21 protein-coding genes are annotated in these 25,743 nt (G+C 53.8%); 8 read left to right on the top strand and 13 right to left on the bottom strand.

Annotated elements, in window-relative coordinates; translation table 11 throughout:
- Positions 1-96: 96 nt before the first annotated feature.
- Positions 97-549 (top strand): acyltransferase, encoded by a 453-nt coding sequence (locus OGV52_RS01515; protein ID WP_016155439.1) that lies wholly within the window; start codon positions 97-99, stop codon positions 547-549.
- Positions 550-583: 34 nt separating this feature from the next.
- On the opposite strand, the gene OGV52_RS01520 is transcribed toward OGV52_RS01515, so the two are convergent.
- The 5 genes from OGV52_RS01520 to pgi all read right to left on the bottom strand — a co-directional run bounded on the left by OGV52_RS01520 (position 584) and on the right by pgi (position 6,474).
- Entirely contained in the window at positions 584-2,680 is a 2,097-nt protein-coding gene (locus OGV52_RS01520) for a YjbH domain-containing protein (protein ID WP_094761853.1), read from the bottom strand.
- A complete protein-coding gene (locus tag OGV52_RS01525; RefSeq protein ID WP_287107975.1) occupies positions 2,680-3,417 on the bottom strand; it encodes a capsule biosynthesis GfcC family protein in 738 nt (245 codons plus the stop codon). Before OGV52_RS01525 ends, OGV52_RS01520 begins: the two co-directional genes overlap by 1 nt.
- On the bottom strand, positions 3,414-4,052 hold the full coding sequence (locus tag OGV52_RS01530; protein ID WP_046275310.1) for a YjbF family lipoprotein: 639 nt from the start codon (positions 4,050-4,052) through the stop codon (positions 3,414-3,416). Before OGV52_RS01530 ends, OGV52_RS01525 begins: the two co-directional genes overlap by 4 nt.
- Positions 4,053-4,115: 63 nt before the next feature.
- Complete coding sequence (yjbE, locus tag OGV52_RS01535) at positions 4,116-4,358, bottom strand: exopolysaccharide production protein YjbE (RefSeq protein WP_003826562.1); 243 nt, start codon at positions 4,356-4,358, stop codon at positions 4,116-4,118.
- Positions 4,359-4,827: 469 nt separating this feature from the next.
- Positions 4,828-6,474, bottom strand: a complete 1,647-nt coding sequence (gene pgi / locus OGV52_RS01540; RefSeq protein ID WP_065554816.1) for a glucose-6-phosphate isomerase — start codon at positions 6,472-6,474, stop codon at positions 4,828-4,830.
- Positions 6,475-6,776: 302 nt separating this feature from the next.
- Here pgi and lysC point away from each other — a divergent pair, with 302 nt between their 5' ends.
- The 3 genes from lysC (at position 6,777) to OGV52_RS01555 (ending at position 9,519) form a co-directional block, all read left to right on the top strand.
- Complete coding sequence (gene lysC / locus OGV52_RS01545; protein WP_016155333.1) at positions 6,777-8,126, top strand: lysine-sensitive aspartokinase 3; 1,350 nt, start codon at positions 6,777-6,779, stop codon at positions 8,124-8,126.
- A 92-nt stretch (positions 8,127-8,218) separates the two neighbouring features.
- The gene (panS, locus tag OGV52_RS01550) at positions 8,219-9,145 is read left to right on the top strand and encodes a ketopantoate/pantoate/pantothenate transporter PanS (RefSeq protein WP_101700860.1); all 927 of its coding nucleotides are present in this window, start codon (positions 8,219-8,221) and stop codon (positions 9,143-9,145) included.
- 101 nt (positions 9,146-9,246) lie between these two features.
- Positions 9,247-9,519 (top strand): YjbD family protein, encoded by a 273-nt coding sequence (locus tag OGV52_RS01555; protein WP_003826541.1) that lies wholly within the window; start codon positions 9,247-9,249, stop codon positions 9,517-9,519.
- Here OGV52_RS01555 and rluF read toward each other — a convergent pair.
- Together rluF and ftrA are read right to left on the bottom strand one after the other, a co-directional pair.
- A complete protein-coding gene (rluF, locus tag OGV52_RS01560; protein WP_016155331.1) occupies positions 9,516-10,391 on the bottom strand; it encodes a 23S rRNA pseudouridine(2604) synthase RluF in 876 nt (291 codons plus the stop codon). The genes OGV52_RS01555 and rluF overlap by 4 nt on opposite strands.
- Before the next feature lie 68 nt (positions 10,392-10,459).
- Positions 10,460-11,440, bottom strand: a complete 981-nt coding sequence (ftrA, locus tag OGV52_RS01565) for a transcriptional regulator FtrA (protein WP_049282909.1) — start codon at positions 11,438-11,440, stop codon at positions 10,460-10,462.
- Between the two features lie 84 nt (positions 11,441-11,524).
- Here ftrA and OGV52_RS01570 point away from each other — a divergent pair, with 84 nt between their 5' ends.
- Entirely contained in the window at positions 11,525-11,944 is a 420-nt protein-coding gene (locus tag OGV52_RS01570) for a rhodanese-like domain-containing protein (RefSeq protein ID WP_019077882.1), read from the top strand.
- A gap of 157 nt (positions 11,945-12,101) precedes the next feature.
- Positions 12,102-12,791: a dipeptidase PepE gene (pepE, locus tag OGV52_RS01575; protein WP_287107979.1), complete on the top strand. Its 690-nt coding sequence runs from the start codon at positions 12,102-12,104 to the stop codon at positions 12,789-12,791.
- Positions 12,792-12,847: 56 nt separating this feature from the next.
- On the opposite strand, the gene OGV52_RS01580 is transcribed toward pepE, so the two are convergent.
- Positions 12,848-14,479 (bottom strand): Na/Pi cotransporter family protein, encoded by a 1,632-nt coding sequence (locus OGV52_RS01580; protein WP_016155327.1) that lies wholly within the window; start codon positions 14,477-14,479, stop codon positions 12,848-12,850.
- Positions 14,480-14,692: 213 nt separating this feature from the next.
- Complete coding sequence (gene metH / locus OGV52_RS01585; RefSeq protein WP_047357747.1) at positions 14,693-18,376, bottom strand: methionine synthase; 3,684 nt, start codon at positions 18,374-18,376, stop codon at positions 14,693-14,695.
- 195 nt (positions 18,377-18,571) lie between these two features.
- Here metH and iclR point away from each other — a divergent pair, with 195 nt between their 5' ends.
- On the top strand, positions 18,572-19,396 hold the full coding sequence (gene iclR, locus OGV52_RS01590; protein ID WP_047357748.1) for a glyoxylate bypass operon transcriptional repressor IclR: 825 nt from the start codon (positions 18,572-18,574) through the stop codon (positions 19,394-19,396).
- Positions 19,397-19,413: 17 nt separating this feature from the next.
- Here iclR and aceK read toward each other — a convergent pair whose 3' ends face one another.
- The 4 genes from aceK to metA form a co-directional block, all read right to left on the bottom strand.
- Complete coding sequence (gene aceK, locus OGV52_RS01595; protein ID WP_287107977.1) at positions 19,414-21,141, bottom strand: bifunctional isocitrate dehydrogenase kinase/phosphatase; 1,728 nt, start codon at positions 21,139-21,141, stop codon at positions 19,414-19,416.
- Between the two features lie 102 nt (positions 21,142-21,243).
- On the bottom strand, positions 21,244-22,548 hold the full coding sequence (gene aceA / locus OGV52_RS01600; RefSeq protein WP_016155323.1) for an isocitrate lyase: 1,305 nt from the start codon (positions 22,546-22,548) through the stop codon (positions 21,244-21,246).
- A 35-nt stretch (positions 22,549-22,583) separates the two neighbouring features.
- Positions 22,584-24,185, bottom strand: coding sequence for a malate synthase A (gene aceB, locus OGV52_RS01605; RefSeq protein WP_016155322.1), 1,602 nt, complete (start codon positions 24,183-24,185; stop codon positions 22,584-22,586).
- Positions 24,186-24,453: 268 nt separating this feature from the next.
- A complete protein-coding gene (metA, locus tag OGV52_RS01610) occupies positions 24,454-25,383 on the bottom strand; it encodes a homoserine O-acetyltransferase MetA (RefSeq protein WP_016155321.1) in 930 nt (309 codons plus the stop codon).
- A gap of 152 nt (positions 25,384-25,535) precedes the next feature.
- Here metA and OGV52_RS01615 point away from each other — a divergent pair.
- A partial coding sequence (locus tag OGV52_RS01615) for a hypothetical protein (protein ID WP_287107978.1) occupies positions 25,536-25,743 on the top strand: 208 nt, incomplete at its 3' end.

The raw sequence follows: 25,743 nt of genomic DNA on the forward strand, positions 1-25,743 counted from the left end.
AAAATGTGACAGAGATCTACATTTTTTGTTTATATTTTGTGCAAGAAAGGTCAGCAGGGAATGATGAGTGTCACGACACATTTCACAGAATGAATTATGCAGCTAAGACAATCCGCTGTTCGCAACGTTACCTGCGGTGAGAACGTGGTGATCTATGAACCCGCAAATCTCTACGACTGCACATTGGGTGACAACGTTTTTGTCGGACCATTTGTTGAAATCCAGGGTAATACGCAGATTGGCGCAGACAGCAAAATTCAGTCACACACCTTCATCTGCGAATATGTCACCCTCGGCGCCCGCTGTTTTATCGGTCACGGCGTGATGTTCGCCAACGATATGTTTCGCGAAGGAAAACCCAATGCCGACCGCAACAGTTGGGGACGTATTACGATTGGCGACGATGTCTCGATCGGTAGCGGAGCGACCATTCTGGCGGTCACTATCTGTGATGGCGTGGTCGTCGGCGCGGGAAGCGTGGTGACCAAATCGATCACCGAGAAAGGCGTGTATGCGGGAAATCCGGCAAAATTATTACGTCGTTTATAGAGCCGGATAAGCGCAGGTCCCATCCGGCCATCTATCAGCGGAAGTTTTCACTCCTGTCGCTGGTCATGTCGTACAGACCAAACTTACGTCCAAGCTGCTGGCCGCCATCGCGTGTTAACGGCGTCCAGCCAATCGCCGCACGACTGCGGGTTGGGCCTGACGAGAACAGATCCAGCGGCACAGAAACGTACACCCCTTTGGTAAAATCACCCTCTCCGTACTCATCCGGCGAGGCGTCGGTGATGGTCGCATAACCACCCACCACTACGCCGCTGTCAAAGCGTTTCGCCACTTCCAGCGTTCCGCCCTTATCCCCCGCCAGATACTGCCCCACGCTGGCTTTCACCAGTACATCCTGGGCGAACGAAGGATTCCAGTAAGCCGTCAAATGCCCGGTCTTCACGCTGTAGTCGGTGAACTTCATCATGTCCTGCGCGCTACGCCAGTCACGCTGTTTCACGTAGTTGGCATCAACACCAAACGCCCAGTTGCTGTCCAGCGGGCGATACAGCACTTCTGCCCCCGCTCCGCCGTACATAGTTTCCAGATAGCCCCCGTAAACCTGTCCGTAGAACCCGTTTCCGAGTGACTGGAAGTAGTTGGCCTGCAGGTTATTCACGTAGACATCGTTTTGCACATACTCACGCACATGGGTACGCACGCGTGGTAAATGCGAATCCTGCGGCGGGTTGGTGTAGTTAAACTTGTCATAGTTATTGGCGAGGTTGGCGAACAAACTCCCGGTGGTCAGCAGATGATCGGTAACCCACAAATCCGCCGTTCCCATCACGCCCAACTGATACATATAGAAGTTTTCCGGGCCGCCCACCGACTGATTTAGCACTGGATCGATGTGGAAATTGAAGCGTGACTTATCAATATACCAGCCCTGCTCGGTCGTTTTCGGTACCTCGGGTTCGACGCGTTTTTGTGCCAGCTGAGTTTCATGGCCCAACGGCTCGCCTTCCAGATGGCGCTTGAGGCTGGAAACCTCCGTTTCGGTCGTCACCTGCGGCAAGTTAAGGCGGTTTTCCGTAATGCGGATCGTGCGGATCCCATCGGGAAGATCGTTCATCACGATCCGGTTAGCACGCTCGATCCCTTCGCGCGAATCACGGTATTTCACCTGTTCACCCGTCACATACAGCGTATCGCCCTGCACCTGAATTTTAGGATCCGCCAGCCCGGCATTATATTTCAGCAGCGTTAACTGATTCGCCACCACCGAATGTTGCAGGATGGCATCCTGCGGCTGTGGTTGATATTTCGGGCGGGTATTGTCGTTATAGTTTGGTCGCAGATCGTTAAAGTTAGTCCGCAGCGTGACCCCAAACATCAAGGTGTTCCCGCGCTCATAGCTGAGGTTAACGTCGGCCCAATCGGTGACGCGATAAATAGCGCCGACGTTAAACTTGCTCTTCTGATCCAACTTGCCGGCAAAATCCTGCTGGTAATTATTACCTTCATACTCCAGTTTCAGGCGCAGCGGCTGCCAGGGAGTCTGATACTCTACGCCGCCAAACAGCGACGCCGGACCGTGGAACATCTGGCTACCGTCAATAGAACCGGCCTGCTTGTAGCTGTTATCGCGATGGCAGAATTTATCACTGTATGAGCAAAACGGGTTGCTAACGTTGCCGCTGGTCCCGAGATATCCCCAGCCAAGGCCGAGAGAGAAATCAAACGGGCCCCAGGCTTTGTTCGCCACCACATACTCCGCATCAAACAGTCCGGTACCACCGATATCCCGCGCGCCAACCGCTACCTGCGGCATCCAGTAGCTCTCTTCCCACAGGCGAAGTTTGAGATCAAAAGCCTTATCTTTATAAGTCTGATCGCCAGAAAACGACTCCACGCCGCTGTATTTTTTGGTACGCACATCGGTATAGCGCAGGGTAGTTTCCAGCCAGGGGAAGAGTTGTACCGACGCAGAGTAGTAACGGTATTGATCGTTATCGCGGTAGTTAAGGCTCATTTCGCCTTCACGCGCCATGCGTGCGGTTGGGGTTTGCAGCAGTCCCACGCCGCCAAAATCGGACTGGGAAGGTCCAATGGGCGCGGGCCAGGTTTCACCGTGGCAGGCAACGCTTACGCCCAACGCCAGTAAGCTGAGCAGATAAGTTTTTCTCATTATTCGGGTATCCGCTGGGTCAGGGTGCGAAGAATGTCGGCATTGATTTCATCCGGGGTGCTGCGCCAAACAGCATCAGAGAGCCCGACAAAAATGATGCTGCCGGGCATCGGCTCAACGTGATGTTTGTTCCAGTAGGCGACCGGGACTTTTTGCGTGCGTCCGTCGGGATAGATGACCCAGGCATAGCTACGATCTGCGCCGCTGAGCCGACGTTGCCCATCGAGATAGCTGGCGATATCGCGCCCGGGCATAAACGGTTGTTTACCCGGATGACTTAGCAGGCCAAACAGCGTTATATCCGTTGGCTGCGGTCCGACCCACAGCGTGTAATTGCCCTGCAACGGCGGGTTGCCTCGCTCACTGACGCGCACAACATCCGGGTCGAGATTAATCTTCTGTCTGCCGGTCACCTTCAGCGCCTGAATTTGTTGGCGTAATGCGTTGATAGCCGCGGCATCGTCACCGCTTTCTTCAGCGCTGAGCATCGCCAGACGAGCCAGTAATGCCTGCTGCTGACGCTCTGCCTCCATCGTTGTCCGCTCTTCGCTGATAACCGCTCCTGGCCACCAGCTATTACTCAACCGCGGCTGCCCAACCAGGTCGAGCAGATGTTCGGCCCCGGTCAACGTTTTTGGCTCTTCGCTGGCGGAGGTAAAGACCTTAACGCTACCCGCAGCAAAAACTGACGCTGCGCTCAGGCTCAATAGCAGCGCCACAACGGCTCGTTTCATCATGATTTTGCCGCCTTAATCAGCGTGGTTTTCACCGGGAAGTAACGTGCGCCAAGATACTGTTCCGATTGGCGAATCTGCCCTTCGCTGTCGATCCAGTAGCGGTTATGCCAGCGCGTTTGATCGGTGGTGACTTCTTCGTCAAGGATTCGTACTGGCGTATCTTCGCTACCAACCTTAATGGTGTCAGTGCCATCCCATTCGAAAACCGAGCGGGCGGTGGCATAGCGCACCTGCTGATGTTCGGTCCAGCCCATCGTGCGGGTCCACGTTGCCCCGTCAACTATCTGGTTTGGTTTGATGAGCGGGTCTGCCGCGAGATTATTCACCTCGATCAGGTTATCCCCGCCGAGATGCGTTTTCACCATGCGCCCAGACTGCGTGACGAGAATGGCCCGATCCTGAGTCACCCATTTCTGCTGTCCGTTTTCCGCGAACGCGAGTACCACAAACAGTTGTGGGCCGCCGTTGAGCTGCATGTACTGGCTGGCGTAGGGCATGTTTTTGATTTCATCGTCCGTCATCTGTACGCCGGGAGTACCAAACACGCTATCCCATAGCGAATGACCCAGCCCTTCGGTGGTGGCTGAGCACGCCTGTAATAACAGGCAAACCATTATCAGCGCTGGTCGCTTCACGACATTTCTCCGCAGCGGCAAAATAACCACACCGAAGTGTGGTTAGAATTAAACGTACCGGTATTACTGGGTACTGGTGGTTGTGGTGGTTGTGGTTCCTGTGTTAGAACCATCACCGCCACCGGTTGCCGCAAGGGCAACCCCCACCGCAGAACTTACGGTGCTCACGCTGGTTGCGGAGGAACTTCCTGCCGAAACCGACGCGGCAGCCGACCCTGCAGCCTCACCCACCTGAACGGGGGCAGCATAGACAGAAGTCGCCGCAAGCGCAGATATAGCCCAAAGGCCATACAGAACTTTTTTCATCACAAATTCCCTTCATTGTATGAATGGAGATTTACCCAAAAGAATTTCGGGCGAGATCGAGTATACACAAGCCAAAGTGTGCAAATTACGCCAGGCGGGAATTTAGGATAATTAGATAGCAAGAAATAAAATGATTAACGTAAGATAATTAATTCAATATAATCATAAAGTTAAAATACAAAAACAAAAACACAATATCCGGTAATTCTGAAAAAACCAGAAACACGATAACGTTGAATGAATTATTTTAGGATTAAGCTCAATAAAGGTGTAAAGCAAAAGCGTAGATATTCGGGAGCCAGATTATAAAAAAGCCGATATTAATATCGGCTTTTTTTATAAGTAATCTGCAAATTCATTCGAATTGCAGCAAGACGGCAAGATCGTTAATCCCCGGGAGCATAGATAGCTATGTGACCGGGGTTAACGAACGCAGCCAACAGCGCTGCGGCTCGAAGGAAGAAGCAGATTAACGCCAGGACTTATAACGGTTAATCAAACCGTTAGTTGAGCAATCATGGCTGGTGATTTCTTTATCATCATTCAGCTCTGGCAGAATGCGATTCGCCAGCTGTTTGCCCAGCTCAACGCCCCACTGGTCAAAGGTGAAGATATTCAGGATCGCGCCCTGAGTGAAGATTTTGTGCTCGTACAGCGCAATCAGCGCACCCAGGCTGAACGGTGTGATTTCGCGCAGCAGGATGGAGTTAGTTGGACGGTTACCTTCGAACACTTTGAACGGCACAACGTGGTCAAGCGTTGCAGGATCTTTACCCTGGTCGCGGTATTCCTGCTCAACCACTTCACGAGATTTACCAAAAGCCAGCGCTTCGGTCTGGGCGAAGAAGTTAGACAGCAGTTTCGGATGGTGATCCGACAGCGGGTTGTGGGTGATTGCCGGAGCGATGAAATCGCACGGAACCATTTTGGTACCCTGATGAATCAGCTGGTAGAACGCATGCTGACCGTTAGTACCCGGCTCACCCCAGATGATTGGGCCTGTCTGGTAATCCACCGCATTGCCGTTACGGTCAACGTATTTACCGTTGGATTCCATATTGCCCTGCTGGAAGTAGGCCGCGAAACGGTGCATATACTGGTCGTACGGCAGAATCGCTTCGGTTTCAGCACCGAAGAAATTGTTGTACCAGATACCGATCAGCGCCAACAGCACCGGCAGGTTTTTCTCCGCCGGAGTGGTGGAGAAGTGTTTGTCCATGGCGTGCGCGCCAGAAAGCAGCTCAACAAAGTTGTCGAAGCCCACAGAAAGGATGATGGACAGACCGATTGCAGACCACAGAGAGTAACGACCGCCAACCCAGTCCCAGAACTCGAACATATTGGCGGTATCAATACCGAACTCGCCAACCGCTTTACCGTTAGTGGAGAGCGCTGCGAAGTGTTTGGCAACGTGCTTGTTGTCGCCAGCGGTCGCCAGGAACCAGTCGCGCGCGCTGTGGGCGTTAGTCATGGTTTCCTGAGTGGTGAAGGTTTTGGAAGCGACCAGGAACAGCGTAGTCTCCGGATTCACTTTCTTCAGCACTTCGGCAATGTGCGTACCATCGACGTTAGACACAAAATGCATGTTCAGGTGATTTTTGTACGGGCGCAGCGCTTCGGTCACCATGAACGGGCCGAGGTCTGAACCGCCGATACCGATGTTCACGACATCAGTAATGGCTTTACCGGTATAGCCTTTCCAGCTTCCGGAGATAATCGCTTCAGAGAAGGATTTCATCTTCTCCAGCACCGCGTTCACTTCCGGCATCACATCTTTGCCGTCAACGATGATTGGAGTGTTGCTACGGTTGCGCAGCGCCACGTGCAGCACGGCACGATCTTCAGTGCGGTTAATTTTCTCACCGGAGAACATGGACTTGATGGCGCCTGCCAAATCGGTCTCTTTCGCCAGATCCTGCAGTTTAGCCAGCGTCTCTTCAGTGATGCGGTTTTTGGAGAAATCCACCAGCATCAGATCGTCAAACGTTGCGGAAAATTTAGCGAAACGATCGCCATCTTTCGCGAACAGATCCGCGATAGTAACGTCTTTCATCTCTTCAAAGTGTTTTTGTAGTGCCTGCCAGGCTGAGGTCTGCGTTGGATTGATGTTTTTCATTAGCAATACTCTTCTGATTTTGAGAATTGTGACTGAGATCGATTGTAACGCCAGTCACAGAAAAGTGTGATTGTTTTAATGCCATCGCCCTTGTATCCATCGAACCGGGGTAAAAAGTATAGATGTTATAAGCGCTGTTACTGAACGGAAACGCAGCATGAAAAATCCGCATAATCCCAGCGTTGACAGTGCAAGCTACACATTTTATTTATAAATACGGTATTTGCATTTGCGCCTGCACCGGTTTTCGTTCTGCCTTATGTGCCATGGTCGCTCTATTCATTCCCTGACACGAGGTAGTTATGACTGATGTAGTTGTCTCCAAGTTTGGCGGTACCAGCGTGGCGGATTTTGATGCCATGAATCGCAGCGCTGATGTGGTGCTTTCTGATGCTAACGTCCGTGTAGTGGTACTTTCCGCTTCCGCTGGAATTACCAACCTGCTGGTCGCACTGGCTGAAGGGCTGGAGCCAACCGAGCGCTTCGAAAAACTCGACGCCATTCGTCAAATTCAATTCAATATTCTGGAACGCCTGCGTTATCCAAACGTAATTCGTGAAGAGATTGAACGTCTGCTGGAAAACATCACCACGCTGGCAGAAGCGGCGTCACTGGCGACCTCAACCGCCCTGACCGACGAACTGGTCAGCCACGGTGAACTGATGTCTACCCTGTTGTTCGTCGAAATCCTGCGTGAACGCAACGTACAAGCGCAGTGGTTTGACGTGCGTAAAGTGATGCGCACCAACGATCGTTTTGGTCGCGCAGAACCCGACGTCGCGGCGCTGGCTGAACTGGCAACGCTTCAGTTGGCCCCGCGTCTGAGCGAAGGTCTGGTAATCACTCAGGGTTTTATCGGCAGCGAAGGCAAAGGCCGCACCACCACGTTGGGGCGCGGCGGTAGCGATTATACAGCCGCCCTGCTGGCCGAAGCGCTGCACGCAACGCGCGTCGATATCTGGACCGATGTTCCAGGCATTTACACTACCGATCCGCGCGTTGTTCCTGCTGCGCAGCGTATTGATGAAATCGCCTTTGAAGAGGCCGCTGAAATGGCGACCTTTGGCGCGAAAGTGCTGCACCCGGCAACCCTGTTGCCGGCCGTACGTAGCGATATCCCGGTATTTGTTGGCTCCAGCAAGGATCCAAAAGCAGGCGGTACGCTGGTCTGCAATAAAACCGCGAATCCACCGCTGTTCCGTGCGCTGGCGCTACGCCGTAAGCAGACGCTGCTGACGCTGCATAGCCTGAATATGCTGCACTCTCGCGGCTTTTTAGCAGAAGTGTTCGGCATCCTTGCACGCCACAATATCTCGGTAGATTTAATTACCACATCTGAAGTCAGCGTAGCGCTGACGCTGGATACCACCGGTTCAACCTCCACCGGCGATACGCTGTTAACGCAGTCTCTGCTGATGGAACTGTCTGCCCTGTGCCGGGTTGAAGTCGAAGAAGGCCTGGCGCTGGTGGCGTTGATTGGCAACGACCTGTCCAAAGCCTGCGGGGTGGGTAAAGAGGTGTTTGGTGTACTGGAGCCGTTCAACATCCGCATGATTTGCTACGGCGCGTCCAGCCATAACCTGTGCTTCCTGGTGCCCGGTAGCGAAGCCGAACAGGTGGTACAGAAGCTACATCATAATTTGTTTGAATAATATTTCATCACGCGATAAACAATAACTATAGCCGGGCTCGAACCCGGCTTTTTTATAACAACACAACACATTTCAATCGCAAGGAAGATAACATGCTCGCTACTCTCACGCGGCTGTTCCCGTTATGGGCGCTGCTGCTCTCTGTTATTGCGTATTACACGCCCTCCACCTTTACGCCTGTCGGGCCATTCGTACCGTCGTTGCTGATGCTGATCATGTTCGGCATGGGCGTTCACCTGAAGGTGGACGACTTTAAACGCGTACTCTCACGCCCCGCTCCGGTCGCGGCGGGTATTTTCTTGCACTATCTGGTGATGCCGCTCGCCGCATGGATTTTGGCGCTGGCATTTAATATGCCGCCGGAACTGTCGGCAGGGATGGTGCTGGTCGGTAGCGTCGCCAGCGGAACGGCATCGAACGTCATGATCTATCTGGCAAAAGGTGATGTGGCGCTCTCCGTGACTATTTCATCGGTTTCAACGCTGGTCGGCGTTGTCGCCACGCCGCTGCTGACACGGCTGTATGTCGACGCGCATATCCAGGTGGATGTGATGGGTATGCTGCTGAGTATTCTGCAGATAGTGGTCATTCCGATTGCTTTGGGGCTGGTCATTCACCATCTGTTCCCACGCGTCGTAAAAGCCGTGGAACCGTATCTGCCGGCGTTTTCTATGCTGTGCATCCTGGCGATCATCAGCGCCGTCGTGGCGGGTTCCGCCTCGCACATTGCGTCCGTCGGCTTTGTGGTGATTATCGCCGTGATCCTGCATAACACCATTGGCTTGCTCGGCGGCTACTGGGGCGGAAAACTGTTTGGTTTCGACGAGTCAACCTGTCGTACGTTGGCTATTGAAGTGGGCATGCAGAATTCAGGGCTTGCCGCTGCGCTGGGCAAAATCTACTTTGGCCCGCTTGCGGCGCTGCCCGGCGCGTTGTTCTCGGTCTGGCATAACCTTTCCGGTTCGCTGCTGGCAGGTTACTGGTCCGGTAAACCGATTGAAGAAAAAGAACGCCGCTAATTGGCGGCGGTAGGCCGGATAGCGGCTAACACCTTATCCGGCCTACCCAGCCTCTGCACTTTGCCGTACACTGCGAATATCGGCTAACAGAGGGCACCCTTATGGCACTCCCCCGCATAACCCAAAAAGAGATGACCGAGCGCGAACAGCGTGAACTGAAAACGCTGCTCGACCGCGCGCGCATTGCGCATGGTCGACTGCTGACCAACGCTGAGACCAACAGCATCAAGAAAGAGTACATCGATAAACTGATGGCCTTGCGCGAAGCAGAAGCTAAAAAAGCCCGCCAGTTGAAGAAAAAGCAGGCTTATAAACCGGATGCGGAAGCATCATTTTCCTGGTCAGCGAATACGCCAACGCGCGGCAGACGTTAACGCCCTTTCTTCTTACGCCCCGGCGAGGTAAAACGCTTCCCGTTTGCCGCCGGGCGCGATTTCTCTTTCTCTGCCGATTTTTCGATTTTCACCACCGGGCGCTTAATGCCTGCGGTTTTTGGCTTCGCTTTCGCCTTCGGTTTGGCTTCTGAGGACGAGTTCTCAATCAGCTTGAACAGGTCGATCAGTTCGTCATCCGTCAGGTCGCGCCATTCACCCAGCGGCAGGCCGGACAGACCAACGTTCATGATACGTGTACGCTCAAGCTTAGTAACTTCATAGCCAAAGTGCTCGCACATACGACGGATCTGGCGGTTCAGCCCCTGAATCAGCGTGATACGAAACACAAACGGCGCTTCTTTCTTGACCTTACATTTCTTGGTAACGGTGCCAAGGATTGGCACACCGGCACTCATCCCACGGATAAAGTCATCAGTGACCGGCTTATCTACCGTCACCAGATACTCTTTTTCGTGATCGTTACCGGCACGCAGGATTTTATTCACCAGGTCGCCGTGGTTGGTCAGAAAGATAAGCCCCTGGGAATCTTTGTCCAGACGACCGATTGGGAACACGCGCTTGCTGTGGTTAACGAAATCAACAATGTTGTCGCGTTCGCTGTCTTCAGTGGTGCTGACAATCCCTACCGGCTTGTTCAGCGCGATAAAAACCAGATCTTCCGCTTCACGCGGCTCAATCAACCGACCATTCACTTTTACGACGTCGCCAGGCATCACCTGATCGCCAATGGTGGCGCGTTTACCATTCAGGAAGACATTCCCTTGTTCGATAAAGCGATCCGCCTCGCGGCGCGAGCAGATTCCGCTTTCACTGATGTATTTATTTAATCGGATGGATGAGTCGGGCAGCATAATTTCTCCTTTGACAGCGAAATATACCCTACCTTGCGGGGGATAAAAAAGCAGAGCGTGAAAATGTGCTATCGCATCTGATTACGTAATGCCTGCGGGCTGATTCCAAATCGTTTTTGAAAGTGGTAACGCAAAGAGTTTGCGCTGCCGAACCCGGTTTGCTGCGCGATCTGCTCAATACTGATATGGGATGTATTGAGCGCCTGCTGCGCACGGTTTAGCCGTTCATTCATCAGCCAACGTGCGGGAGTAAGCCCCGTTGACTCCTGAAATCGCCGCATCAACGTTCGGGGACTCATACCGACCTGGCTGGCCAGAGCGTCAAGGGTATGCTTCTGCGCGATATTGTTATGTAACCAGTCAAGCAAAAGACCAAAACGCTGGCTTTCCCGACTGCGGGCAACAGGACGCAGTTGCTGCTGAGTCTGGCTGCCATCCCTGTGGGGCTGCAGCACCAGGCGACGGGCCACGTTATTGGCAACCTCAAGTCCAAAATCAGTGCGTACCACATGCAAACATAAATCAATCCCTGCCGCACTACCTGCCGAAGTGAGCACGTCGTGGTCACCGACATACAGGACATCTTCCACGACGTTGATGGCGGGAAAGCGTCGCTGGAGTTCACTGACGTAACGCCAGTGCGTCGTCGCCTTACGGTCATCCAGCAAACCTGCCGCAGCCAGAACAAATACACCAGAACAGATAGAGATGATTCGACAACCGCGTTGATGTGCTTCACGAAGCGCATCGCATAATGCTTCCGGGACCGGTGAGCTCACGTCACGCCAGCCAGGAATGACAATAGTGTCTGCTTCCTGCAGCAATTCATATCCACCGTCCACCACGATACGAACCCCACCAGTTGCCCTTAATTCACCTTGATCAACCGAAGCCACGGCAAAACGATACCAGCTCTCTCCCAGTTCAGGTCGCGGAAGCCCAAAAACTTCCACTGCGACGCCAAACTCGAAAGTACATAGCCCGTCATAAGCGAGTGCAACGACCAACGGGCGAGAAGATGTTGTCATGATCCTGGCGGAATCTGTCATGGTCAGAGGGTGTTTCAAGGTTAATTTTTTGATGAGATAAGAGGTAACACAACAGCTGATTTCACCACAAGAGAAAACAACAATATGAGTACCGTAACTGATATTCCAGCCGCTTCATCTGCACAAGCTATCGCCCATTTCCAGCAACGTCTGAATATGGAGACGGATTGTTCTGACGTTCATTCCGCGATGGCTGCTGACGACAAAGATTTTGTGCTTTTACATGTAGTGGGGAGTGCAGAGAGTTTTTCTCGTTGTCATATCCCTGGCGCGATTCATCTTCCCCATCGACTGATAAATACGGAATCCTTGAAAAAATGGCCACAGGACACACTGTTTGTCGTCTATTGCGCTGGCCCACACTGTAACGGGGCCGATCGCGCGGCGCTGAAGTTGGCGCAGCTAGGTCGACCGGTGAAAATAATGATTGGTGGTATTAAGGGCTGGGAGGACGAAGGCCTGGCGTTTGCCACTACGCAAAAGGACGCTGTTTCAATAGATTGATCGTTGTTAAGTCTGAACGGGCTTTTCCAACAGGAGGTTGTGGTTAACCCGTTCGGCTTTCCCCCCCTTCCAACATCGTGAGCCATATCAGTAAGGCGTTACGCTGATAGTGGTAGCATTAGCGTGGTTTGTAATTTTCTGATTACATGGAGAAATGATGGAACTGCTTTTATTGAGTAACTCGACACTGCCGGGCAAAGGCTGGATGGAACATGCGCTACCACTGATTGCTGAGCAGCTGAATGGTCGCCGTACGGCGGTGTTTATTCCGTTCGCTGGCGTGACGCAAACCTGGGATGAATACACGGCGAAAACGACAGCCATCTTTGCGCCAATGGGCGTCAACGTTACTGGCATTCATACCGTTGCCGATCCGATCGCTGCCATTGAAAACGCAGAGCTGGTGATTGTCGGCGGGGGTAACACCTTCCAGTTACTGAAAGAGAGCCGCGAGCGCGGACTGCTGGCGCCGATTGTGGATGTCGTCAAACGCGGTGCGCTGTACATCGGCTGGAGCGCAGGTTCTAACCTCGCCTGCCAGACCATCCGCACCACCAACGACATGCCGATTGTCGATCCAAAAGGTTTTGATGCCCTGGGTCTGTTCCCGCTGCAGATTAACCCACATTTCACCAATGCGCTTCCGGAAGGCCACAAAGGCGAAACGCGTGAACAGCGTATTCGCGAGCTGCTGGTTGTGGCACCAGAGCTGACGGTGATTGGCTTGCCGGAAGGAAACTGGATTAAGGTGAGTAACGGCCAGGCGGTTCTTGGCGGTCCGAACACCACTTACGTCTTTAAAGCGGGTGAAGACGCGGTTGCCCTCGAAGCAGGTCACTGCTTCTAACCGACGTTGCCGGATAACGGCATAAATGCCTTATCCGGCCAACCGGTCCACCTCACTCAATAATCGTCGCGCTCATCGTCCTCATCCGGCTGTTCCAGCACGCTATAGGCCACGGAACAAAACAGCGAGTTCAGACGCTGCATATCGCCCAGCAGCGCCAGGTGCAAGGAGCTGGTCTCGATGCTCTGCACGTTCTGCTGATGCAGACGGTCAACGTGCGCATGCGAATAACGACGGTTGAGAATACGGAAACGGTGCTTGCTACGGCGCAGACGACGGGCGCTGGTCACGTCACCTGAGAAGAACACCGACATCGCCAGCTGCAGATTGCTGAGCAGCTGATCGAAGAGCGCATCCAGCTCTTTCAATCCTTCCACGGAGAATGCGCGACGGGCAGCCAGCGACTTATCCGCTATCTCACTGCCCATACGTTCGACAATATCGGAAGCCTGCTCGAGGTTAAGCGACATTTCGATAATCTCCGCCCAACGGCGTGATTCCTCTTCCGCCAGTTCATCCTTTGGCATCCGCGCCAGATAGAGCTTAATTGCCGTGTATAGCACGTTAATGTCGTCCGCCATCCTGCGCAGCTCTTTCTCTTCACGCGGCTCGCCGTGCATCACCTTCTTCAGCCCGTCCATCATCTGCTCCATCGCGTCGCCGATGCGCAGAGCTTCACGAGCGGCATTGGCCAGGGCCAGCGTCGGCGTATCCAGCGCACTGACGTCCAGATGCTTGGGCTTCAGATGCGCATCCAGCTCCGGCTCATCGCGGATGATGCGCTTACAAAAACGCGCCATCGGTTCTGCGAACGGCACCATCGCCACGCAGCGCACCAGGTTGTAGAAGACATGGAAGTAAATAACCAGTTCAGATTTCGGTAACGGCAGTTCATCCATCAGATTGGCCAGCGGATGAACAAACGGCAGGATAATCAGGCTTCCCACCAGCTTAAACAGCAGGCTACCGAGCGCCACACGGCGGGCGGCGGCGTTAGCGGCGCTGTTATTAAGCATCGCCAGCAGGCCAGAGCCGAGGTTGGCGCCAATCACCAGACACAACGCCACCGGGAACGAGATAATGCCTGCCGCGGTCAGCGTTGCCGTCAGCAGCACCGCCGCAAGGCTGGAGTAACTGATAATCGCGAACATAGCGCCAATCAGCGCATCCAGCATGATATCGCCGGTGAGCGAGGCGAAAATAACCTGTACGCCGTTAGCCTGGGTGATCGGTGTTACCGCCTGCACAATCAGTTCCAGCGCCAGTAAAATCAACCCCAGTCCAATACCAACCCGCCCCAGTTGCCCCACACGGGACTGCTTACGTCCGAGAAAGAAGATCACGCCGATAAAAATCAGCAGTGGCGACAGCCAGGAGAGATCGAAGGTCAGGATACGCGCCATCAGCGCGGTCCCGACGTCGGCGCCGAGTACAATCACCAGCGCAGGGGTGAGCGCGACGAGGTCCTGCGCGACAAACGAGGTCACCAGCATGGTGGTGGCGTTGCTGCTTTGTACCAGCGCCGTCACGCCGATACCCGCACAAAAGGCGAGCGGCTTCTTTTCAACACTACGGCTGAGTACGGTACGCAAGCGGGCGCCGAAGACGCGCATCACGCCGGTGCGCACAATATGAGTACCCCAAACCAGCATAGAGACAGCAGAAAGCAGGTGTAACAGAGTTAGCACGGAATCAGGTTCTCCTTATCGTTATATGTTCCTGAGGTTCATAGCGATGACATAACACCTGATGACGCCACGCTTATCAGGCCGACAAAAATGTGCCATCCGGCAAGCACTACCGATGAACGTTCTTTCAGTATAAGGGTTTAAACGTAATAAAGAGACAAGGCACTCATTGAGTGCCCTGTTTGTTGTAAATAAAGATGACAGTTTTGTGAATCAGTCAGCGTCATAGCCCAGATTAGGCGCTAACCAACGTTCGACTTCCGCCACGCTCATGCCTTTACGGAAGGCGTAATCTTCAACCTGATCGCGCTGGATTTGCGCCACGGCGTAGTACTTGCTGTCCGGATGACTGAAATACCAGCCGGAAACCGACGCACCTGGCCACATCGCGAAGGATTCAGTGAGCTTCATCCCGGTGTGCGCTTCTACATCCAGCAGTTCCCAGATGGTGGCCTTTTCGGTGTGTTCCGGACACGCCGGATAGCCCGGTGCCGGGCGAATTCCCTGGTAGTTTTCGCGGATCAGCTCCTCGTTACTGAGGTTCTCATTCGCCGCATAGCCCCAGTAGACTTTACGCACGCGCTCGTGCAGATATTCCGCGAACGCTTCCGCCAGGCGGTCGGCGATCGCTTTCACCATGATCTTGTTGTAGTCGTCATGCTGGGCTTCGAAGGCGTCCGCCAGTGCATCTTCCTCCAGACCGCCGGTAACTGCGAAAGCACCGATGTAATCCGCTTTGCCGCTCAGTTTCGGCGCAACAAAGTCAGACAGGCAGTAGTTGGCGAAACCGACTTTTTCCGTCTGCTGGCGCAGGTGATGACTGACGTTGATGACGTGCGTACGCGTCTCGTCACGGTAAATCTCGATGTCGTCCCCCACGCGGTTAGCCGGGAACAAGCCCACCACGCCGCGCGGATTCAGGGTCTTCTCAGCGCTGAGTTTATCCAGCATGTCATTGGCGTCTTTGAACAGACGTTTCGCCTCTTCTCCCACCACCTCATCTTCGAGGATGCGCGGGTATTTCCCGGCCAGCGACCAGGTCATAAAGAACGGCGTCCAGTCGATGTAGTTGCGCAGCGTTTCGATGCTGGCTTCAACGCTCTGTACGCCGAGGCGGTGCGCCACTGGCGGCGTGTAGTTTTCCCAGTCGAAGGCCAGATCGTTGTCGCGGGCAGCCTGTAACGTTACTGGTGGGGTCCGCGGTTTCTTACGCGCATGCTGGATACGCACGGTTTCGTACTCTTTACGCGTACGGGCGACAAAGTCATCGCGCTGAGTGTCAGAGAGGAGTGCAGCTACTACGCCAACGGTACGCGAGGCGTTCTGCACATAAACCGTCGGGCCACTGTAGTTCTGCTCGATTTTCACCGCCGTGTGCGCTTTTGAGGTGGTCGCGCCGCCAATCAGCAATGGAATAGTGAACCCCTGACGCTCCATCTCTTTCGCCACGTTGACCATTTCGTCCAGCGACGGGGTAATCAGCCCGGAAAGACCAATCAGATCGGCATTCACTTCACGTGCCGTTCTGAGGATTTTCTCCGCTGGCACCATCACGCCAAGATCGACGATTTCGTAGTTGTTACATTGCAGCACCACACCAACGATGTTTTTGCCGATATCGTGCACATCGCCTTTCACGGTAGCAATGACCATCTTGCCGTTGCTGGAGCCTTTCTCTTTGCTGGCCTCAATGTACGGTTCGAGGTAGGCTACCGCCTGCTTCATCACGCGGGCGGATTTCACCACCTGCGGCAGGAACATTTTACCCTCGCCAAACAGATCGCCAACCACGTTCATCCCGTCCATCAGCGGCCCTTCAATCACCTCGATCGGACGCGCGGCCTGCTGGCGAGCTTCTTCAGTATCCTGCTCAATAAATTCGGTAATGCCTTTCACCAGCGAATATTCGAGGCGTTTTTTCACGTCCCAACTGCGCCATTCCGCCATCTGGGCATTGGCAGTGTCATCAGTTTTGCTACCGCGATATTTCTCAGCCAGCTCCAGCAGACGCTCGGTGCCATCGTCACGACGGTTGAGGATCACATCTTCAACCGCATCGCGCAGCTCGGCGGGCAGGTCGTCGTAGATCGCCAGTTGTCCGGCGTTGACGATCCCCATGTCCATGCCGTTGCGAATGGCGTAGTAAAGGAATACCGCGTGAATGGCTTCACGAACCGGGTCGTTACCACGGAAGGAGAATGACACGTTGGAGACGCCGCCGGAGATCAGCGCGTGCGGTAGTTCGCGTTTGATGTCTTCACAGGCACCGATAAAGTCCTGGGCGTAGTTGTTGTGCTCATCAATCCCGGTCGCGACCGCAAAGATGTTCGGGTCGAAGATAATGTCTTCCGGCGGGAAGCCTACCTCTTCGGTAAGAATGTTGTACGCCCGTCGGCAAATCTCAATTTTACGCGCGCGGGTGTCGGCCTGCCCCTGCTCGTCAAAGGCCATCACCACCACTGCGGCACCGTAGCGTCGCAGCAACTTCGCGTGATGGATAAAGGTCTCAACCCCCTCTTTCATCGAGATGGAGTTAACGATGCCTTTACCCTGAATGCACTTCAGCCCTTTTTCGATGACGTCCCATTTTGAGGAGTCGATCATAATCGGCACGCGGGCGATATCCGGCTCACCGGCGATAAGGTTGAGAAAACGCACCATCGCCGCTTCGGCGTCGAGCATTCCCTCATCCATGTTGATATCGATAATCTGTGCGCCGCTTTCCACCTGCTGACGGGCGACATCCAGCGCTTCGTTGTATTTCTCTTCTTTGATCAGTCGCTTAAATTTCGCCGAACCGGTGACGTTGGTACGCTCGCCGACGTTCACAAACAGGCTATCGTCGCCAATATTCAACGGTTCAAGGCCAGACAGACGGCAGGCTACCGGGATTTCCGGCAAGCGGCGCGGCGGCAAGCCTTCCACTGCGCGGCTCATCGCGGCGATGTGTTCCGGCGTGGTGCCGCAGCAGCCGCCGACCACGTTGAGGAAGCCCGCTTGCGCCCACTCGCGTATTTGCGCCGCCATGGTGTCGGCATCGAGATCGTATTCGCCAAAGGCGTTCGGCAACCCGGCGTTCGGGTGCGCGGTAACGTAGCATTCGGCAATGCGCGACAGTTCCTGCACGTACTGGCGCAACTCGTCAGGGCCTAAGGCGCAGTTCAGACCGAAGGTCAGCGCATCGGCGTGGCGCAGTGAGTTATAGAACGCTTCGGTTGTCTGACCGGAGAGCGTACGCCCGGAAGCATCGGTGATAGTGCCGGAGAGCATAATCGGCAACTCAACGCCCAGCGCTTCAAATTCGGTTTTAACCGCGAAAATAGCGGCTTTGGCGTTCAGGGTATCGAAGACAGTTTCAATCAGGATCAGGTCGCTGCCACCTTCCACCAGCGCTTTGGTGGATTCACGGTAGGCGGCCACCAGCTGATCAAAGGTAATATTGCGGTAAGCCGGGTCGTTGACGTCAGGCGAGATAGACGCCGTACGGTTGGTTGGGCCAAGCACGCCCGCGACATAGCGCGGTTTTTCCGGTGTGCGTGCCGTCCATTCGTCTGCCGCCGCGCGCGCCAGTTTAGCTGCCGCAAAGTTGATTTCCGCCGACAGGGATTCCATCTGGTAATCCGCCATGGCGATAGTCGTGGAGTTAAAGGTGTTGGTTTCGATGATATCCGCGCCCGCCTCAAAATAGGCGTTATGGATGGCGGCGATCACCTCAGGTTTGCTGAGCACCAACAGGTCGTTGTTGCCTTTCAGATCGCACGGCCAGTCGGCAAAGCGTTCGCCGCGGAAATCCTCTTCGCTCAGACGATATCCCTGGATCATGGTGCCCATACCGCCGTCCAGCACCAGAATACGTTCATTTAACTGCTGACGTAATTGTTCAACTTTGCTGCTCACACTCGCTCCCGACAACGCTCAACCAGACCGAAAAAAACTCAACAGACCATACTGGCACAAACCTGAGAGGTGGAAAAGAGAACAACGGCCAACATGAGACATGTTCAGCTTCACTCATCCGATCAGTACAGGAATTCTTGCATTATAATTGAATAAAACGAAAATGATTTCCACGATACAGAAAAGGAGTCCGCCATGGTTGCCACAATCCCCGCGAAACGAGGTAGAAAACCCGCCGCAGCTACTACGCCTGCAACCGGACAGGTTCAGTCTCTGACTCGCGGCCTGAAGCTACTGGAGTGGATTGCAGAATCCAACGGCAGCGTGGCGCTAACCGAGCTGGCACAGCAGGCCGGCTTGCCAAACTCCACGACTCACCGTTTGTTGACCACCATGCAGCAGCAAGGATTTGTCCGTCAGGTGGGTGAATTAGGCCACTGGGCCGTGGGTGCGCATGCGTTTATCGTCGGCAGCAGCTTTTTGCAAAGCCGTAATTTGCTGGCGATTGTCCACCCGATCCTGCGCAAGCTGATGGAAGACTCCGGTGAGACGGTAAACCTGGCCGTGTTAGATCAAAGCGACCATCAGGCCATTATTATCGACCAGGTGCAGTGTACCCAACTGATGCGTATGTCCGCGCCTATCGGCGGCAAACTGCCGATGCACGCCTCCGGTGCGGGTAAGGCGTTTTTATCCCAACTGAGTGAAGAACAGGTGACTGGCCTGCTGCACCGTAAAGGGCTGCACGCATACACCCACGCCACGCTGGTGTCGCCGGTGCATCTGAAAGAGGATTTAGCCCAGACGCGCAAGCGCGGCTACTCCTTTGATGATGAGGAGCATGCGCTGGGTCTGCGCTGCGTGGCGTCGTGCATTTATGATGAACACCGCGAGCCGTTTGCCGCTATTTCCATCTCCGGACCCATTTCGCGCATTACCGACGATCGAGTGACCGAGTTTGGTGCCATGGCGATCAAAGCGGCGAAAGAAGTCACGCTGGCATACGGCGGATTTCGTTAAGAAAGGGTTGCCGGGCATCAAGCCGCAAATCTGATGCAAAACCGCTGTTTGCGCCGGTAGGCGTAAACATCTTCCACGTGCCCTTCACGGATCCGCGTTTGCAGACCTCGCCAGTAGTCAGCGCTGAACAGGTCAGCATGCATCTCTTCAAATAGCGGCCCGATACGCGGGTCAGCGCATAGCCAGTGACGAAACTCTTCCGGGAAGACATCCCCCGGGGATACGCTATACCACGGTTCAGCGCTCATCTCATCTTCCGAGTAGCGCGGCGGCGGGATATGACGGAAATTCACCTCCGTCATGTAGCAAATTTCATCGTAGTCGTAGAACACCACGCGCCCGTGGCGAGTCACGCCGAAGTTCTTAAACAGCATATCGCCGGGGAAAATATTGGCGGCGGCCAGCTGACGAATGGCATTGCCGTACTCTTCAATTGCATCGCGCAGTTGCTGGCCTTCGACCTGCTCCAGCCAGATATTCAGCGGCACCATCCGTCGTTCGATATACAGATGGCGAATGACGATCTGATCGCCGAGATCGGTAATTTTTTCCGGGGCTTCCTGTAGCAACAGCGCCATCAGCGACGGATCGATTTGCCGTTTATCCAGCACAAAGTTCTCGAACTCCTGAGTGTCAGCCATCCGCCCGACACGATCGTGCTCCTTGACCAGTTGATAACAGGCGCGGACGTGGGCGGCCGACATCTCTTTTTGCGGCGCAAATTTGTCTTTGATGACTTTAAAGACGCGGTCGAAGCCTGGCAGGGTAAATACCAGCATCACCATGCCGCGGATCCCCGGCGCTTCGATAAATTGCTCATCGCAATGGGCAAGATAGAGCAGATATTCGCGGTAACTTTCGGTCTTCGCGTGTTTCTGACAGCCGATCGCCATATACAATTCAGCGGTGGTTTTACCGGGCAGGATCTCGCGCAGCCACTCCACTAACGCGGCGGGCAGTGGGGCGTAAACCATAAAATACGAGCGGGCGAAGCCAAACACGATACTGGCTTCCGCCGTCGTGGTCAGGCAGGTATCGACAAACAGTTCACCCTCGTCAGTACGGTGAATTGGCAGTAAAAACGGCAGCGTCCCGGAAGGGGTAATCAACTTACCGACCAGCCAGGCGGCCTTGTTGCGATAAAACAGTTCGTTCGCCACCTGCAAATGACTGCGCTGCAACACATCCGCCCCCAGCGTTTCGGTCAGGTGTTCGATGATGTAGTGGATATCCCGATGTTTGTTCTGCCACGGCAGACGCAAGGGCAGATCGCTGAGGACGCGCGTAAGCAGCCACTCCCAGCCGGTATCGGGAAAAAAATCTTTCGCCAACGGGCGTGGGATCGTGCGAAAACGGCGCTCTGGCTGAGAGCTGAAAATAAACAGTCGCTCGGGAGTCAGCGAGCGGTGGTCAAATAACCGGCAATAGACGGAGTTAAAGAAACTCTCCGCAATCTCGAAGCGCGGGTAATCTGGCAATAGCCGGGTGTAATGCTCTTTCACGCGAAGTAAAAAATCCGCGTCGGTACTTTTGCCATCAGTAATGCAGCGCAGTTGCTCCACCACCAGACCCACATGATGATCGTAAAGGTGGATACGGCTTTTCATCGCCTGCTGAACCGCGTGCCAGTCGGCATGTTCAAAACGCTGCTGCGCGCCGGAGGTCACTTCCAGAAAACGCCCGTACTGGGCGTCGAAACCTTGCAAAATCGTCTGAGCAATCAGTAATTCCAGGCCACGCGTCATCAATTTCTCCCATCCGGCACAATGTCATGCCGGATGGCGCATTCGCTTATCCGGCCTACATCCCTTCGTAGGCCCGGTAAGCGCAGCGCCACCGGGCATTGATCAAAACTGCGATTCTTCAGTCGAGCCGGTCAGCGCGGTCACTGAAGAAGTGCCGCCCTGAATGATGGTGGTTACTTTGTCGAAGTAGCCTGTCCCTACTTCCTGCTGATGGGACACGAAGGTGTAACCATCTTTAGCCGCCGCAAATTCCGGCTGCTGAACCTTCTCAACGTAGTGGCGCATGCCCTCACCCTGCGCATAGGAATGCGCGAGGTCGAACATGTTGAACCACATGCTGTGGATACCCGCCAGCGTAATGAACTGGTATTTGTAACCCATATCGGACAGCTGTTGCTGGAAGCTGGCAATGGTTTTGTCATCCAGGTTTTTCTGCCAGTTAAACGATGGCGAACAGTTGTAGGCCAGCAGTTTGCCTGGGAATTTCGCATGAATAGCATCGGCAAAGCGCTTCGCCAGTTCGAGGTCCGGCGTGGAGGTTTCACACCACACCAGATCCGCATACGGTGCGTAAGCCAGACCACGGCTGATCGCCTGCTCAATGCCCGCATGCGTACGGTAGAACCCTTCGCTGGTACGCTCGCCAGTGATGAACTCGCTATCGTATGGGTCGCAATCAGACGTAATCAGATCGGCTGCGTCAGCATCGGTACGCGCAATCACCAGCGTCGGAACGCCCATAACGTCTGCAGCCAGACGGGCTGCCACCAGTTTCTGGATAGCTTCCTGAGTCGGCACCAGGACTTTGCCGCCCATGTGACCACATTTTTTCACCGATGCGAGCTGATCTTCGAAGTGAACGGCCGCTGCACCAGCCTCAATCATCGATTTCATCAGTTCAAACGCGTTCAGTACCCCGCCAAAACCCGCTTCCGCATCGGCAACGATCGGCAGGAAGTAATCCACATAGCGCGGATCGTTCGGCTCAATACCGGTTGACCATTGGATCTGATCGGCACGACGGAATGTGTTGTTGATCCTGTCCACCACCGCCGGAACGGAGTTCGCTGGATACAACGATTGATCCGGATACATACTGGACGCCAGGTTGGCATCTGCCGCCACCTGCCAGCCTGAAAGGTAGACCGCTTCAATACCAGCTTTCGCTTGCTGCAGCGCCTGACCACCAGTCAGCGCGCCGAGGCTGTTGATATAACCTTTCTTCGATTCGCCGTGTAGCAGACGCCACATTTTCGCCGCGCCAAGCTGCGCCAGCGTGCATTCCGGGTTGACCGAGCCACGTAATTTCACCACTTCCTCCGCGCTATAGGGGCGGGTGATGCCTTCCCAGCGCGGTTGAGTCCATTCTTTCTGTAATTCTTCGATTTGTTGAGTACGGGTTTTCATGTGCAGATGCTCCATTAGGATAAATTGTGGGTAAATTAGGCCAACAGGCGATAGCCCGGTAACGTCAGGAAGTCAATTAACTCGTCGGAAGTGGTGATTTGCTCCATCAGGCGCGCGGCATCGTCAAAACGCCCGCTGCTGTAGCGGTGTTCTCCCAGTTCGTCCTGAATCACCAACATCTCTTCGGCCAGCATCTGGCGGAACAACGGTTTGGTAACCGGTTTGCCGTTGCTGAGCGTTTTCTGGTGGTGGATCCACTGCCAGATGGAAGTACGAGAGATTTCGGCGGTGGCCGCATCTTCCATCAGACCATAAATCGGTACGCAGCCATTACCGGAGATCCACGCTTCGATGTACTGCACCGCGACACGAATGTTGGCACGCATGCCTTCTTCAGTACGCTCACCTTCACAGGGTGCCAGCAATTGTTCTGCGGTAATCGGCGCATCTTCTTCACGGGTCACGAACAGCTGATTTTTGTTTTCACCGAGTACGTCGTTGAACACCGCCATTGCGGTATCTGCCAGTCCTGGATGGGCAATCCATGTGCCGTCATGACCGTTATTGGCTTCCAGCGCTTTGTCCGCTTTTACCTTGGTCAGAACCTGGTTGTTACGTTCCGCATCTTTGCTGGGAATGAACGCGGCCATGCCGCCCATCGCGAACGCGCCGCGTTTATGACAGGTTTTAATCAGCAGACGCGAATACGCACTGAGGAATGGCTTATCCATCGTCACCACCTGACGGTCCGGCAACACGCGATCCGGGTGGTTCTTTAGGGTTTTGATATAGCTGAAAATGTAGTCCCAGCGACCGCAGTTCAGGCCCACAATGTGGTCACGCAGCGCGTGCAGAATTTCGTCCATCTGGAAAACGGCTGGCAGCGTTTCAATCAGCAGGGTCGCTTTAATTGTGCCACGCGGCAGATTAAAGCGATCCTCTGCATAGCTGAACACTTCACTCCACCATGCCGCTTCTTGCCAGGCCTGCGTTTTGGGTAGATAGAAATAAGGGCCACTGCCTTTTGCCAGCAACGTTTTGTAGTTGTGGAAGAAATAGAGGGCAAAGTCGAACAGGCTTCCCGGGATCGATTCGCCACGCCAGGTGACGTGTTTTTCCGGCAGATGCAGACCGCGAACGCGGCACACTAACAGGGCCGGATTGGGTTTGAGTTGATAAATTTTACCGGCTTCGTTGGTGTAGCTAATGGTGCCATTGACTGCATCGCGCAAGTTGATCTGCCCGTCGATAACTTTGCTCCACTCAGGAGCCAGCGAATCTTCAAAATCAGCCATAAAGACTTTGACGTTCGCGTTCAGCGCGTTGATAACCATCTTGCGCTCAACCGGTCCGGTAATCTCTACACGGCGATCCAGTAAATCATCAGGAATACCGCGAATTTTCCAGTTACCTTCACGAATGGAAGCTGTTTCCGAAATAAAGTCAGGCAACTTACCGTCATCAATATCCTGCTGCTGCTGGATACGTGCAGCCAGAAGTTTATTCCGCTTTGGCGTAAATCTTGTCACCAGCTCGGTCAGAAACTCCACCGCTTCAGCGGTCAGAATCTGCTGTTCCTGTTCGCCACGCGGCCTGGTGAAGATCAGTTCATCGGTTGTCGTTGCCTGTTGATTCATTGCGTAGTTCCTCGTCATTGATCCAAACACATCCCCAATGCGAACGAAGGATCGTTGTGCGGTTTTCGTTCAGCACAACTAAGACTACTCATTTAAATTTCAAAATCAAAAACAATTTCCATTTTTAATTTAATTATCAATTAACCTATTGATAACAATATAAATAAAATTTAATTACACAGTGAGGTGCGTTTCGGAAATAAAAAAGGCACCCGAAGGTGCCTGATTCAACATGCTGAAACGCTTAAGGATCGTCTGTTACAGAAGATTAATCCAGCGTTGGATTCATGTGACGCAGATCATATGGCGTGATCTGGTAAACGTAATAGTTGAGCCAGTTGGTAAACAACAGATTGCCGTGGCTACGCCAGGTTGCCCGCGGTTTATTTTGCGGGTCATCTTTTGGGAAGTAGTTATAGGGCACTTCCGGCGTTAAGCCCGCTTCGACGTCACGAAAATATTCACTGCCGAGTGTATGGGCGTCATACTCAGGATGGCCCGTTACGAAGGCGATACGTTTATCTTTGCTGGCAAACAGGTAGGCATCTCCCTCTTCTGTTTCGGCAAAAATCTCGAGATCGGTGTAGTCCCTGATAAGGGCAGCAGGAAAATCGGCATAGCGCGAATGCGGGGCCAGGAACGCATCATCAAATCCACGCGTCAGCAGCGCATGAGGATGAAGAATATGGTGCTCATAGACGCCTGAGAGTTTATCCGTACGGGTTTGCTTGGGAATTCCGTACAGGATATTCAATGCGGCTTGCACCGCCCAACAGACAAAGAGCGTCGATGTAACATGATCTTTCGCCCATTCAAGCACTTGTTTAATCTGCGGCCAGTAAGCTACGTCATTAAATTCAACCAGACCCAACGGCGCGCCGGTCACGATTAGCCCATCAAAGTTCTGATCGCAGATATCCTCGAAATTACAGTAAAAGTTATTCAGATGCTCCGTAGGGGTGTTGCGTGACTCGCGGGCATCAATGCGCAATAGCTGAACATCTACCTGCAGCGGTGAGTTAGAGAGTAAACGCAGGAACTGGTTTTCCGTTTCAATCTTCTTGGGCATCAGGTTGAGGATGAGCACCTTCAGTGGACGAATTTCCTGACCAGAAGCGCGAGATGACGTCATCACAAAGACGTTTTCCTCACGCAAGAAATTGACGGCGGGTAGCTCGTCCTGCACGCGAATTGGCATAACCTGATAACCTCACTACATACGTTTAAACGTTTAGACATCCAGATAGCTGAAGATACCCAGGAATCATGCGAATGTCGAGCCTGCATCCTCAAGTTGAGAAAGTTTCACGGCTCCTTGCTGTAGATTAGTGCAGTAAAGAAAAAAGGAGAATGCTATTCGTCGTTCGCGTAACAGGCAATGTGCTGCCGGGAGAGCCAGGTGTGCTGCGCTTCTCAGGCCTGCACAGCGGTTACAACATGATGGGCTGGATAAAATGGTACGCTGCATCCGGCAGTTCTCACTCCCTGCAGACGCAAAAAAGCCCATCCGGCAGGATGGGCTTCTTCACTTATTTGATGCCTGGCAGTTTATGGCGGG

The organism is Citrobacter sp. Cb041, from assembly GCF_030336655.1.
Classification (GTDB): Bacteria; Pseudomonadota; Gammaproteobacteria; order Enterobacterales; family Enterobacteriaceae; genus Citrobacter; species Citrobacter braakii.

Coding starts and splice junctions, on each gene's coding strand:
- pepE (WP_287107979.1), top strand. CDS start 12,102: ATGGAACTGCTTTTATTGAGTAACTCGACACTGCCGGGCAAAGGCTGG.
- iclR (WP_047357748.1), top strand. CDS start 18,572: ATGGTTGCCACAATCCCCGCGAAACGAGGTAGAAAACCCGCCGCAGCT.
- OGV52_RS01555 (WP_003826541.1), top strand. CDS start 9,247: ATGGCACTCCCCCGCATAACCCAAAAAGAGATGACCGAGCGCGAACAG.
- OGV52_RS01515 (WP_016155439.1), top strand. CDS start 97: ATGCAGCTAAGACAATCCGCTGTTCGCAACGTTACCTGCGGTGAGAAC.
- aceK (WP_287107977.1), bottom strand. CDS start 21,141: ATGACGCGTGGCCTGGAATTACTGATTGCTCAGACGATTTTGCAAGGT.
- aceB (WP_016155322.1), bottom strand. CDS start 24,185: ATGAATCAACAGGCAACGACAACCGATGAACTGATCTTCACCAGGCCG.
- lysC (WP_016155333.1), top strand. CDS start 6,777: ATGACTGATGTAGTTGTCTCCAAGTTTGGCGGTACCAGCGTGGCGGAT.
- pgi (WP_065554816.1), bottom strand. CDS start 6,474: ATGAAAAACATCAATCCAACGCAGACCTCAGCCTGGCAGGCACTACAA.
- OGV52_RS01570 (WP_019077882.1), top strand. CDS start 11,525: ATGAGTACCGTAACTGATATTCCAGCCGCTTCATCTGCACAAGCTATC.
- rluF (WP_016155331.1), bottom strand. CDS start 10,391: ATGCTGCCCGACTCATCCATCCGATTAAATAAATACATCAGTGAAAGC.
- OGV52_RS01520 (WP_094761853.1), bottom strand. CDS start 2,680: ATGAGAAAAACTTATCTGCTCAGCTTACTGGCGTTGGGCGTAAGCGTT.
- ftrA (WP_049282909.1), bottom strand. CDS start 11,440: ATGACAGATTCCGCCAGGATCATGACAACATCTTCTCGCCCGTTGGTC.
- yjbE (WP_003826562.1), bottom strand. CDS start 4,358: ATGAAAAAAGTTCTGTATGGCCTTTGGGCTATATCTGCGCTTGCGGCG.
- panS (WP_101700860.1), top strand. CDS start 8,219: ATGCTCGCTACTCTCACGCGGCTGTTCCCGTTATGGGCGCTGCTGCTC.
- metA (WP_016155321.1), bottom strand. CDS start 25,383: ATGCCAATTCGCGTGCAGGACGAGCTACCCGCCGTCAATTTCTTGCGT.
- aceA (WP_016155323.1), bottom strand. CDS start 22,548: ATGAAAACCCGTACTCAACAAATCGAAGAATTACAGAAAGAATGGACT.
- OGV52_RS01525 (WP_287107975.1), bottom strand. CDS start 3,417: ATGATGAAACGAGCCGTTGTGGCGCTGCTATTGAGCCTGAGCGCAGCG.